Annotated in this window: 12 protein-coding genes; 5 read left to right on the top strand and 7 right to left on the bottom strand. The window is 66.1% G+C overall.

The features are described from left to right. Positions 1–2 precede the first annotated feature (2 nt). Complete coding sequence (locus tag ACFC0O_RS23590) at positions 3–413, bottom strand: DUF5318 domain-containing protein (protein WP_364636548.1); 411 nt, start codon at positions 411–413, stop codon at positions 3–5. A 174-nt stretch (positions 414–587) separates the two neighbouring features. Between ACFC0O_RS23590 and ACFC0O_RS23585 the strand changes: the two genes are divergently transcribed. Beyond that, entirely contained in the window at positions 588–1,145 is a 558-nt protein-coding gene (locus ACFC0O_RS23585; RefSeq protein WP_364636546.1) for a PadR family transcriptional regulator, read from the top strand. Next, positions 1,138–2,223, top strand: a complete 1,086-nt coding sequence (locus tag ACFC0O_RS23580; protein ID WP_364636544.1) for an inositol-3-phosphate synthase — start codon at positions 1,138–1,140, stop codon at positions 2,221–2,223. Before ACFC0O_RS23585 ends, ACFC0O_RS23580 begins: the two co-directional genes overlap by 8 nt. An 81-nt stretch (positions 2,224–2,304) precedes the next feature. On the opposite strand, the gene ACFC0O_RS23575 is transcribed toward ACFC0O_RS23580, so the two are convergent. The 6 genes from ACFC0O_RS23575 to ACFC0O_RS23550 form a co-directional block, all read right to left on the bottom strand. Beyond that, positions 2,305–2,730, bottom strand: coding sequence for a GyrI-like domain-containing protein (locus ACFC0O_RS23575; RefSeq protein WP_375961237.1), 426 nt, complete (start codon positions 2,728–2,730; stop codon positions 2,305–2,307). Positions 2,731–2,735: 5 nt separating this feature from the next. Beyond that, the gene (locus ACFC0O_RS23570) at positions 2,736–3,191 is read right to left on the bottom strand and encodes a GyrI-like domain-containing protein (RefSeq protein WP_364636540.1); all 456 of its coding nucleotides are present in this window, start codon (positions 3,189–3,191) and stop codon (positions 2,736–2,738) included. Positions 3,192–3,345: 154 nt separating this feature from the next. After that, positions 3,346–5,544, bottom strand: a complete 2,199-nt coding sequence (locus tag ACFC0O_RS23565; RefSeq protein WP_375961234.1) for a transglycosylase domain-containing protein — start codon at positions 5,542–5,544, stop codon at positions 3,346–3,348. 86 nt (positions 5,545–5,630) lie between these two features. Further along, positions 5,631–6,530, bottom strand: coding sequence for a carbohydrate ABC transporter permease (locus ACFC0O_RS23560; protein ID WP_375961231.1), 900 nt, complete (start codon positions 6,528–6,530; stop codon positions 5,631–5,633). Next, the gene (locus ACFC0O_RS23555) at positions 6,530–7,504 is read right to left on the bottom strand and encodes a sugar ABC transporter permease (RefSeq protein ID WP_364637916.1); all 975 of its coding nucleotides are present in this window, start codon (positions 7,502–7,504) and stop codon (positions 6,530–6,532) included. Before ACFC0O_RS23555 ends, ACFC0O_RS23560 begins: the two co-directional genes overlap by 1 nt. 92 nt (positions 7,505–7,596) lie before the next feature. Further along, complete coding sequence (locus tag ACFC0O_RS23550; protein WP_364636534.1) at positions 7,597–8,898, bottom strand: ABC transporter substrate-binding protein; 1,302 nt, start codon at positions 8,896–8,898, stop codon at positions 7,597–7,599. A 222-nt stretch (positions 8,899–9,120) separates the two neighbouring features. On the opposite strand from ACFC0O_RS23550, the gene ACFC0O_RS23545 reads away from it, so the two are divergent. The 3 genes from ACFC0O_RS23545 to ACFC0O_RS23535 all read left to right on the top strand — a co-directional run bounded on the left by ACFC0O_RS23545 (position 9,121) and on the right by ACFC0O_RS23535 (position 11,795). Next, positions 9,121–9,948, top strand: coding sequence for a DUF2786 domain-containing protein (locus ACFC0O_RS23545; RefSeq protein WP_375961229.1), 828 nt, complete (start codon positions 9,121–9,123; stop codon positions 9,946–9,948). Positions 9,949–9,956: 8 nt separating this feature from the next. Continuing rightward, on the top strand, positions 9,957–10,463 hold the full coding sequence (locus ACFC0O_RS23540; protein ID WP_375961227.1) for a TIGR04338 family metallohydrolase: 507 nt from the start codon (positions 9,957–9,959) through the stop codon (positions 10,461–10,463). A 96-nt stretch (positions 10,464–10,559) separates the two neighbouring features. After that, positions 10,560–11,795, top strand: coding sequence for a DUF6745 domain-containing protein (locus ACFC0O_RS23535; RefSeq protein ID WP_375961225.1), 1,236 nt, complete (start codon positions 10,560–10,562; stop codon positions 11,793–11,795). Positions 11,796–11,803: the final 8 nt, after the last annotated feature.

Genomic DNA, 11,803 nt, shown 5'->3' with positions numbered 1-11,803 from the left:
CTTCACTCGGCCGCGCGACGGCGGGCGCCGGAACGACGGCGGCCCGGCGCGGGGGCCTGGCCCGCCACATAGGACTGCACCAGATGGTTCCAACTGCAGGTCCGGCACACCTCGACCACGTGCACCGAGAACTCCTCGCGCGTCTCGGCCAGCCGGATCAGCTCTTCCGGCGTGCGTGCGGAGCCGGCGGCCGGTCCCAGAGCGTCACCGTAGACCCACGATACGAGAGTCAACTGCTCTTTCCGGCAGATGGGGCATGTGACCTCGCTCCCCCGCCCATGGAATTTCGCCGCACGCAACAGGTACGGATTCGCATCGCACACCGACGAGACGTCCACGCGGCCCGCGTAGACGTCGGCCAGCAGCGACCGGCGCCGGAGCGCATAGTCCACTACCTGCCGCTGTATTCGCACGCGACCCAGAGTACTTGCGGCGGCACGCCCCTCGCACTCCCCTGATGGACTCTCAGGGTTACGTCAGACACCCCGATCCCGGCTTCGTGTGGCTAAATATATCGGCGCGATATAGTTTGTAACTGCATCCATCGGTTAGGTCTGAAGACAACAGTCAGGAGGGGGTGAGGCCCGGTGCTCGAGTTGGCAATCCTCGGGCTGCTCCTCGAATCTCCGATGCACGGCTATGAGTTGCGCAAGCGGCTCACCGGTCTGCTCGGCCCGTTCCGGGCCTTCTCGTACGGGTCGCTGTATCCGACCCTCAAGCGCATGCAGACCGATCGCCTTATCGCGGAAGAGATTCCACCGGGGTTGACCACGCGGCGTGCGCGGCGGGTCTACCAGCTGACCGATCTCGGGCGGGAGCGGTTCGCCGAACTCCTGGCCGATACCGGACCACAGAACTACACCGACGACGGCTTCGGCGTTCACCTGGCTTTCTTCAGTCGCACCCCCGCGGAAGCGAGGATGCGGATTCTGGAAGGCCGGCGACGGCAGGTCGAAGAGCGCCGAGAAGGACTGCGGGAAGCGATCAAACGAGCCAGCGGGCAACTCGATCGCTACACCCGCCAGCTCCATCAGCTCGGTCTCGAATCAAGCGAGCGCGAAGTGCGCTGGCTCAACGAGTTGATTGCTGCGGAGCAATCGACGAAGGCGGCACCACAGAAAGAGGGAAATAGCGGCCATGAGTGAGAACAACACCGAAGTTCGGGTGGCCATCGTAGGTGTGGGTAACTGCGCGTCTTCCCTGGTTCAGGGTGTGCAGTACTACAAGGACGCTGACGAGACCGCGACCGTTCCGGGTCTCATGCACGTCAAGTTCGGCCCCTACCATGTCCGCGATGTGAAGTTCGTCGCCGCGTTCGATGTCGACGCCAAGAAGGTCGGCTTCGACCTCTCCGACGCGATCTTCGCCAGCGAGAACAACACCATCAAGATTTCCGATGTGCCGCCGGCCGATGTGCCCGTGCTGCGCGGTCCGACCCTGGACGGCATCGGCAAGTACTACGCCGAGACCATCGAGCTGTCCGAGGCCGAGCCGGTCGACGTGGTCAAGGCGCTCAAGGATGCCAAGGTCGACGTCCTGGTCTCCTACCTTCCGGTCGGTTCGGAAGAGGCCGACAAGTTCTACGCGCAGTGCGCCATCGACGCGGGCGTTGCCTTCGTCAACGCGCTGCCGGTCTTCATCGCCTCGGATCCGGTGTGGGCGCAGAAGTTCGTCGACGCGGGCATCCCGATCGTCGGCGACGACATCAAGTCCCAGGTCGGCGCGACCATCACGCACCGCGTGATGGCCAAGCTGTTCGAGGACCGCGGTGTGCAGCTGGACCGCACCATGCAGCTGAACGTCGGCGGCAACATGGACTTCAAGAACATGCTCGAGCGGGAGCGCCTGGAGTCCAAGAAGATCTCCAAGACCCAGGCCGTCACCAGCAACCTGAAGAAGGATCTGGGCGAGGGCAACGTGCACATCGGCCCGTCCGATCACGTGGGCTGGCTGGACGACCGCAAGTGGGCGTACGTGCGTCTCGAGGGCCGCGCTTTCGGTGACGTGCCGCTGAACCTGGAGTACAAGCTCGAGGTGTGGGACTCCCCGAACTCGGCCGGCATCATCATCGACGCCGTCCGCGCCGCCAAGATCGCCCTCGATCGCGGCATCGGCGGACCGGTCATCCCGGCCTCGGCCTACCTGATGAAGTCCCCGCCGAAGCAGCTCGCCGACGATGTCGCCCGTGAGCAGCTCGAAGCGTTCATCATCGGCGCCGAGTAAGTAGCGATCACCACCGGGTGAGGGAAGGGCGGGACCGCGATTCGCGGTCCCGCCCTTGGCTTTTGGAAGCTGTCGGCAGCGTCAGTCGAGGGAGACGTAGACCTCGACCGAGGTCGGGCCGGTATAGCGCTCGATCTCGGCGGTGTGGGATCGGGTGATGGTTCCGGCGTTCTCGGCCTTGGCGACCTTCGCCCACGCGGTGCGGAGCAGGTCGTAGGGCTTGTCCGAGACCACGAATTTGGCGTAGCGGCCGGTGGGGATTCGAGTCAGGACGTCACCGGTGTCGAGGTCGTCGAGACCGGTGAGTTCATAGCCGAGAACCGCCACGGCGTGATCGTTCTGCCCGATATAGGCCGCGACGCGCCCGGCCTTCTTCTCGCGGGCGAGATAGCGGTCCCAGGTGAAGTTCACCAGATCCAGATCCCGCGCGGTAACCTCGCGGCCCGCGAGCGGGATGGTCAGCCCGCCGACGAGAAACCCGTCGAGGGTGATGATTTCGAAATCCACAGCCCCTACCCCTCCGCGCCGGCGTGCAGCGCGACGAAAACCTCCACGGTCCGGGGATCCGGATACCGTTCGAAATCCCCGGTATACGCGCGGGTCAACGTGCCCGAGGCTTCCAGATCCCATACCGTGCGCCAGATGGAGGCGATGGTGTCGCCCAGGTTGTCGCCGGAGCGGGTGAAGCGCGCGAAGGTGCCCGCGGGAATCCGGGCGAGTACATCGCCCGGCAGCAGGTCGTTCAGGCTTTCACAGCGGTAGCCGACGATATGGGTCAGATAGGAGCCGATCTCGGGCGCGTGATCGACATACGCGGTCGCGGGTGGCCCGGGCAGGCTGCGGGCGAGGTTCTGTTTCCAGGCTTCCTCGACCTTGGCGCGGCGCGGTCCCTCGACCGCCAGCGCCGGGCTGCGTAGCACCGTTCCGGCCACCAGCGTCTCGTGGCGTTCAACTACATTGAAATCCACCGGCGTCGCCCCTAAGTCTCGTGCTGTCTCCGACCCCACCCTGCTCCCAACCCGCATCCTGCCACCGATGTCCGGAGTCGATGGCACCGGTGGCCGTTTCCACAATATCCGTGGCCGGGGGCGGATGGGTCCGGTAGTCGGGATTCATGATCAACTAGCCCGGAACCGGGATGCTGAGGCCGGGAAATATCTCCACCTGGCGTGGCTCCGGCGCGGGCGGAATGATCACCACCGGTTCCTGCTGCGGGCCCGGACTCGGATTGAGAATGTCGTAATTGCCATTGCCGGGCGGCGCGCCGGGCAGGTCGGCCGGATTCGGGAACTGCTCCACCGGCGAGCCGTCCAACGCGCCGTCCATGGTCTGCTTCCAGATATCGGACGGCAGTCCGGAACCGTAGATGGCGGCGCCGCGCGCGGTCCGAATCGGTTGCGACTGTTCGGTTCCCACCCAGACCGCGGTGCACAGCGACGGGGTGAACCCGACCATCCAGGCATCCTTGTTCTGCCCGGTGTCGCCGAGCTGGGTGGTGCCGGTCTTGGCCGCGGACGGCCGCCCGGCGAGATTGTGATTGTTCGAGTACGCCGCGATGGGCAGCATGGCCTGGCTGACGGTATCGGCCACCGTGGTCTGGATGCGCTGTTCACCCTTCTGCGGATCGGGGCCGCGGTCCAGCAGCACCCGGCCGTCCCCGGTCACCACCTTCTGCACGAAATACGGTGCGCGATAGGCGCCCGAGGCGGCGATGGTCGCGTACGCCGAGGCCATATCGATCGGCCGCACCGAATACGCGCCGAGCACGATGGACGGCAGCGGCTGCCCGCCGTCCTCGGTCAGCGTCTTGCCCGCGACGCCCGGGATCTGATCGGGGATACCGGCCTGATGTGCCGCGTTCGCAATGGCTTTCGGCCCTTCGAACAGCGTCTGGGTGAGCCGGTAGAAGCTGGTGTTGAGGGAGCGTTTGAACGCCTCGCCAAGCGAGCAGGTGCCGCAGGATTCACCGCCGACGTTCTGGATCTTCTCGCCGTTGACGGTGAGCGGTGCGCTGTCGAGCTTGTAGGACAGCGAGATTCCCTGCTGAAGCGCGGCCAGCACCGCGAAAGTCTTGAAGGCGGAACCGGTTTGCAGCGGGGCCTGTGCGAAGTCGAAGCCGATGCCGTCCGGTCCGCCGTAGTAGGCGCGCACCGCACCCGAGCGCGGATCGATCGAGACCACCGCGCTGCGTAACTCGCCGGGCTGTCCGCCCATGGTGTTTCCGACCGCTCCGAGCGCGGCCTGCTGCGCCCGCGCGTCGATGGTCGTGAAGATCTGCAGCGCACCGGTATTGAGCTCCTGCTCGCTGATCCCGGAGGCGCGCAGTTCGCGCAGCACCTGCGCGCGGATCAGCCCTTCGGGCCCACGCGGGATATTGTCGCCGACCTCGGTGGCGGGCACGATCTCCGGGAATTGCACGGCGGCCCGGTCGGCGCGGCTGAGCACTCCCATATCGACCATGCCGTCCAGCACGTATGCCCAGCGCGCTCGCAGCTGCGGCAGATGGGTTTCCGGATCCAGGATGGACGGGGTGCGCACCACCGATGCCAGCACCGCGCTCTCACCGAGGTTCAGTTCCGGAACCGGTTTGCCGAAATAGGCTTTGGCGGCCGCGGAGATGCCGTACGCGCCGCGACCGTAGTAAATGGTGTTGAGGTAGGCCGCGAGAATATCGTCCTTGCTCCACTGCCTGGACATCTTGGCGGCGATGATGAGCTCGCGCATTTTCCGGCTCAGGGTGCGTTCGGAGGTCAGGAAGGCGTTCTTCACATATTGCTGGGTGATGGTGGAGCCGCCGCCCGCATCGTCCTTACCGGTCAGATTGTCGCGGGCCGCGCGCAGGAACGCCGTGGTCGAGAATCCGGGATTGGTATAGAAATTGCGGTCCTCGGCCGAGAGTATCGCCAATCGCATCGGCTGCGGCACATCGCTGAGCGGTACCGGGGTCCGATTGCCCTCGGGCGGAATGACCTTCGCGATGACGGTATTGCCGTCCGAGGTCAGGATGGTGGCGATCTGATTGGTCTGCACCGCCGACGGATCCGGGATCTCGGCGCTCCAGTAGGCGAGGCCGAGCAGCATGGCGGGCAGCACCAGGAAGATGACGACCAGCGCGGCGAGCACCCGGCGGATGCGCTGCCCGCGGGTGCGCGGCGGGCGCGTGGCCGATTCGGGCCTGCTCGGCGGTTTCGCGCGCCGGCGCGGTTTGCTGTGCGACGGTTGCCGCTGCAGCGGCACGGTCGGGAGCTCGTTCCACCCTGCCATGGTGGCGTACGGGGCCGGTTCGTTTCGGCGCCGTTTGCGGGACGAGCTCACGATCATCTCCTTCCGGAGCGTCGAAAAAGCTTGTGTACGTCAGAGCGCCGCAGGCGCGGCGCGACCCATGCTAATCGACGCTACCGTCAGGATCAGGACTTCACGCCGCCCGCGGTGAGACCGGAAATGATGCGGCGCTGGAAGAGCAACACCATGATCACCAGCGGAATGGTGACGATGGTGCCCGCCGCCATGATGGCGGCATAGGGCTGCACCAGCGGATTATTACCGGAGAAACGCGCCACCGCGACGGTGACCGGTTCGGTCTTATCGCTGGAAAGCAGTCGCGCCAGCAGATATTCGTTCACCGCGGCGATGAAAGCCAGGATGGCCGTGGTGAATACGGCGGGCGCGGCCAGCGGCAGCATGATCAGCCGGAACGCCTGGAAGCGGGACGCGCCGTCGATGCGCGCGGCCTCTTCGAGTTCCCAGGGCAGTTCGGTGAAGAACGAGGCCAGGATGTACACGGTCATGGGCAGCACGAACGAGATGTTCGGGATGATCATGGCCTGGTAGTGCCCGATCCAGCCGAGGTCGGTGAACAGCTGGAACAGCGGTGTCACCAGCACCACGACCGGGAACATGGACGCGCTCAGAATGAGCCCGGAGACCACGTACTGACCGCGGAAGGTCAAGCGCGCCAGGGCGTAAGCCGCCATGACACCGAGCACCAACGCCACCAGGGTGGTCACCGATCCGATGACCACGCTGTTCAGCAGTGCGCGCCCGAAGTCGTTGCCGCGATCGGTGCTGAACGCGTCGCGGAAGTTGTCGAAGGTGACGTGCGTGGGCCACGGGGTGTTGTCGAAGGTGTAGGCCGGATCGCGCAGTGCGGTGACGACCATCCAGTAGAACGGGCCCAGGCCCCACACCAGCACGATCAGCGCGCCGAGGTAGACGCGGCCGGAGGCGAGTCGCTTGGTCCACGGGACCGACTGCGCCACCGGCTTTTTCACGGGGGCGGCGGGCGCTTTACTCATATCGATGCTCATCAGTGCGCCTCCCGCTGTGCTTCCTGGGTGCGAACCGCGTTGGCGCCCAGCACCTTCACCAGCAGGAACGCCACCGCGAAGATGAGGAAGAAGGTGATCACCGACAGCGCCGAGGCGCTGTTGGGACCCTGGCGCACCTGATCGACCACCAGCATCGAGATGGTGCGGGTGTTCGGATTGGACTGGGTCAGGATCGCGGGCAGGTCGTACATGCGCAGCGCGTCCATGGTGCGGAACAGCACCGCCACCAGCAGTGCGGGCTTGAGCAGCGGCAGCGTGATCTGGGTGAAGCGCTGCCAGGCGGACGCGCCGTCGACCTTGGCCGCCTCGTACACATCGGCCGGAATGACCTGCAGCCCGGCCAGAATCAGCAGCGCCATGAACGGGGTGGTCTTCCACACGTCGGCGATGATGACCGCGAAACGCGAGGGCCACTGGTCGGCGGTCCACAGGATGTGGGTGCCGAACACCCGGTTCACCACGCCGTCGTACTGGAACATGAACTCCCACAGGCGCGCCGTGACGGCGGTCGGGATGGCCCACGGAATCAGCACGGCGGCGCGCAGCAGGGCGCGGCCCTTGAACGTCTTGCCCATGATGACGGCCATGCCCAGGCCGATGGTGGCCTCCAGGGTCACGGTCACCACGGTGAAGAACAGCGTGACGCCGATGGCCAGCCAGAACTGCGAGCCGAGATTGCCGGTGGGGCAGTCGACCGTCTCGCCGAGCGAATTGGTGCACTGCTGCAGCAGCCAGTGCGTGTAATTGTCGAATCCGGCGCTGCCGCCCTTGGTGAACATGCCGGTGGACTTGTCCAGTCCGGCGTCCTTCTGGAAGGACATGTACACCGCGCGGACCACCGGATACCCGACCACGACGGCCAGGGCGAGCAACACGGGCGTGACGAACAGCCACGGTTTGGCCGATCCGCCCGGGGCGAATCGGCGTTTACCTTGCGGCGGTGCGGGTTTCACGGGCTTGCCAGGCAGGTCGGGCGTCGCGACATCGGTCGCTCCCGAAGGACGTGACACCGTTTATCTTCTCCTACGGGGACGGACTCGTCGTACTACGAACCGGCGGTCTCGATGCCCTTCTGCATTCCGACAATGGCGTCGTCGACGGACTTCGTACCGGTCAGCGCAGCATATGCGTTGTCCTGGATGGCCTTCGACACCGCCGGGTAGAACGGGGTGACCGGACGCGGCACGGCGGAGGCGATGGAATCCTTCAGCGCGGGCAGGTACGGCATCTTGGCGATCAGCGCCGGATCGTCGTAGACCGAGGCGCGCACGGACGGCAGCGCACCCTGGGCGATGATGTGCTGGGCGTCCTCGCTGATCAGGTAGCGCAGGAAGTCCAGCGCGGTGGCCTTGTTCTTGGAGAACGTGGAGATGGCCGCGTTGTAGCCACCGAGGGTGGAGGCGCCGATGCCGTCCTTACCGGGCAGCGGGGCGACACCGAACTTGTCCTTGACCGCGGAGGCGTCCGAGCCCGCGTCACCGAAGGACGACGGCCAGCCGCGCATGAACATGAGCTTGCCGGTGACGAACGCGTTCTGCGATTCCGGCTCCTTGAAGGAAATGCCTTCCTTCGGGATATCGCCGTTCTTGTACGAGTCCACCAGCACCTGCAGGCCGGCCTTGGCCTGCGGGGTGTTCACGGTGGGGGTCTTGCCGTCCGGGCCGACGAAGCTGCCGCCGAAGGCGTTGATGACCTCGGCGGTGTTCACGGTCAGGCCCTCGTAGGGCGCGAACTGCCCGGCGTAGCAGCCGATTCCGGCTTCCTTGGCCTTGGGGCACTGGGCCAGCAGTTCGGTCCAGGTCTTGGGCGGTTCGGGGGACAGGTCCTTGCGGTAGAACAGCAGGCCGCCGTTGGTGTTTCGCGGTGCGGCGTACAGGGTGCCGTTGTAGGTGGCCGAGGCGACCGGCGGCGACAGCAGGGTGGAGGTGTCGATCGCGAAGGAGTCCTTCAGCGGCTGGATCCAGCCCTGCGCGGCGAATTCGGCGGTCCACGGCACGTCGAGCGCGACCACGTCGTAGTCCGAGGACTTGGCCTGCAGGTGCTGCTTCAGATCGTCGTACTGCTGGGAGGCGTCGTTGGATTGCTCCTTGAACGTCACCTTCTCATCCGGGTGCGCGGTGTTCCACCGGTCGATGAGCTGTTTGACCGCACCGGTTTCGGTGGTGTCCTTGCCCTCGACGTAGGTGATCGGGCCGCGCCCGGTCAGGTTCTGCGAGGCGGCGTTGCTCCCCGAGTCGCTCGAGCAACCCGCGGCGAATGTCGCGGTCAACAGCGCGGCCGAGGTGACAGCCACCGCGGCGCGCGGGACGAGCGACGATCGTAGGGACGACACCTTCTTCAAAACCATCGCGGATACTCCAGGGTCGAGACGTGAGCGGCAGCACACTCAGCCGGTTGCACAAGGGAAGATACATGGTTGCGTTAACGTTCGCCGGAGCTACCTTAGCGTTCGCGGCCCGTCTCGCTTCTGGACTGAGTGGAGCGGGGGAGCGAAGCGGAGGAGCGGAGGGAGGGAAGAAGTGAGACTTCCCGGGGCCGCGAACCTGCCCGTAGCGAAGCGGAGGGCAAATTGAGCACGGACAAGTTACTGACACGTATCGGCGGGCTGCTGCGCCAGGCCGAGTCGACCGATAACGAGCATGAGGCCGAGGCGTTCCTGGCGGCCGCACAGAAGCTCGCCACCCGGTCCTCGGTGGATCTCACCGTCGCGCGGGCGCATATCGCGAGCCGGGAGCGGCGGCCGACGCCGATTCAGCGGGTGATCCCGATCGGTGAGCCGGGCAAGAAGGGGTTGCGCACCTACGTGCAGCTGTTCGTGGCGATCGCTGCGGCCAATGATGTGCGCTGCGATGTGGCGCGGTCCTCGACGACGGTCTACGCGTACGGGTTCGACTCCGATATCGACACCTGCGAGGCGCTGTACGGCAGCCTGCTGGTGCAGATGGTGCGGGCGTCGGATCAGTACATCAAATCCGGGGCCTACAAGAGTGCCACCACCGAGAAGATCGTCGCCGAAACCCGCTGGGGCCGCACGATCCAGAAGCGCGTGCAGGCTCCGGTCGCGGCGGTGACCGCGCGCCTGAATTTCCAGATGGCCTTCGCGGCGCGCATCGGCCGCCGCCTGGCCGAGGTCAAAACCGAGGTGGAGGCCGAGGCGGTGCGGACCGAAACCCGCTCCACCGGAACGGCTCTCGCGCTGCGCAATAAGGAGCTGGAGCTCACGGACTTCTACTCCAGCACCTCCGAGGCGCGCGGAACCTGGCGCGGACCGCAGGCGTCGGCGGGCTATTCGGCCGCCGCCCGGCGCGCCGGTGATCGCGCCGGTCGTGCCGCCCGTCTGGGCACCGCGCCCGAATTGGGTGCGGGCCGTGGGCAATTACCGCGCGGTGAGGGCTGACCTCCGCCGTGCGTGACTCGCAGCGGTCACAGGTGTACGACGCGGAAATGCTGGTGCGCGGTGCTTTCGAGCGTGCCGACGAGTTCGGGGTGCGCACCGTGGAGGTGCTCGGATCACAGGTGACATTGCCGGTGGAACGAAAGTTCGCGTCGGTGGAGTCCGTGCAGAACTACGTGGATCGGGTCCTCACGCTGAATTGGGTTGCCGCCCAGTGGAAACGGGCCGATGTGCCGGTCACGGTGCGGGCGCGGTCCGGAGCGCGGGCCGCGCACTACGAGGCCGACGACGCGGTACTCGCGGTACCCCTGCATCTGCACGGAAAAGCCTGGGCGCTGCGGGAATTGGTGATTCTGCACGAACTCGCGCACCATCTGGACGCCGACCACGCCCTGACCGCGCCGCACGGGCCGGAATTCTGCGGCCGCTATATCGAGCTCGTCGACGGTGTCGTCGGACCGGAAGCCGCGCTGTTGCTGCGCACCACCATGTATTCCTGTGGTGTGCGCGTACTTTGAGCGCCCGGCCGGATCGCGCTTGCGGCGACGCGAATTCGATGCCATGATCGGATTCATGATCTCCTTCTATGGAAAGGCGGCCACCGCCTTCGAGCGGTGACCGCGGTCGCCACCCCGCGCCGGCCCAGAGCCCGTGGGGTTTCCCTGGTAGAACCCGTCGAATTCGCGTGCCGATTACGCGATGAATGGCTGCGGACCGGTCTGTCCACCGCATCCGCCGATCGGGATATCGCACAGCGTGCCGTCACCGAGCTGTATGCGCTGGTCGGCGCACCGCCACCGGAGTTCGTCTGGGTGCCCTCGCCCGCGGCGGCGGTGGAAATACTGCGCGATGATCCGGACCGGCCACCGGGCGGAATCGGAATTCCCGCCTCCGGTCAGCCTTTTCGGAACTGGCCGCTATTGCAGCGTCTGCTCGGAAACAAATCCGCCATGCGGCGGCGATTGATCGAACGCACCGAACCCGAGCGCGAATGGTGGTTGCGCGGCCGGTCATTGCCCGCGCACGAATGGTCCGCGATGTCGCCGCGAGAATTGCTGGCGGCGGGTATCTCCGCGCCTCGGATTCTGGATAATCTGGTGCATCTGCCTTTGCAGGAATCACTGCGGGACAGTATGTATCGGCCGATGCGCGCCGAATTGCTCGGTCCGGACGGGCGGCGCACCGATATCGCCGGATACGAGCAGTACGACACCTGGACCGTGGCCTTTCACGACCTGAATCGGGTCGCCGGATTGGCGCGGTACCGCGATGACGACGCGCACCAGCTCGATCAGTGGGTGGCGCTGGCCCGGCATGCGGGCTGGTGGTGGCCCGGCCCGAAGCGCTGTGTGCTGTCCGAGCGTCCGGTCGCGGTGCATGCCGAACCGCAGGCGGTCGCCTGGTTCGGTGAGACGCGGCTGCACAATTCCAGCGGTCCCGCGGTCGAATTCGCCGATGGCGCAGGGGTGTTCGCATTGCACGGCACCTTCGTGCCGGACTGGGTGTTCAAGGATCTGACGGTGGAACGCGTGCTGGCGGTGCGCAATATCGAGGTGCGGCGGGCCGCCATCGAACGGCTGGGCTGGGACGAATTCATCGATCGGGCCGGGCTCACCCTGCTGTCCACGGCTCCCGATCCCGGCAATCCGGGCGCGGAACTGCGGCTCTACGACAATTGGCGCGATCGCACCCGAGTGCTGCTGGTGGTCAACGGTTCTCGGGAACGTGACGGCACCCGTCGTCGCTACGGCCTCAATGTTCCCGTCACCATCGACAATCCCGTGGCCGCCGCGGGCTGGTCCTACGGCCTGAGCGGTGCGCAGTACGCACAGCTGCTCCGCCGCACCTGAAACTTCTC

The sequence above is a fragment of the Nocardia sp. NPDC056100 genome (assembly GCF_042266325.1).
Taxonomy (GTDB): domain Bacteria; phylum Actinomycetota; class Actinomycetes; order Mycobacteriales; family Mycobacteriaceae; genus Nocardia.
This window is presented reverse-complemented; position numbering and strand designations above follow the sequence as displayed.

What these genes read in the sequence shown, in the direction of transcription:
- ACFC0O_RS23580 (WP_364636544.1), top strand. Translation starts at nt 1,138, where the DNA reads ATGAGTGAGAACAACACCGAAGTTCGGGTGGCCATCGTAGGTGTGGGT.
- ACFC0O_RS23565 (WP_375961234.1), bottom strand. Translation starts at nt 5,544, where the DNA reads ATGATCGTGAGCTCGTCCCGCAAACGGCGCCGAAACGAACCGGCCCCG.
- ACFC0O_RS23560 (WP_375961231.1), bottom strand. Translation starts at nt 6,530, where the DNA reads ATGAGCATCGATATGAGTAAAGCGCCCGCCGCCCCCGTGAAAAAGCCG.
- ACFC0O_RS23550 (WP_364636534.1), bottom strand. Translation starts at nt 8,898, where the DNA reads ATGGTTTTGAAGAAGGTGTCGTCCCTACGATCGTCGCTCGTCCCGCGC.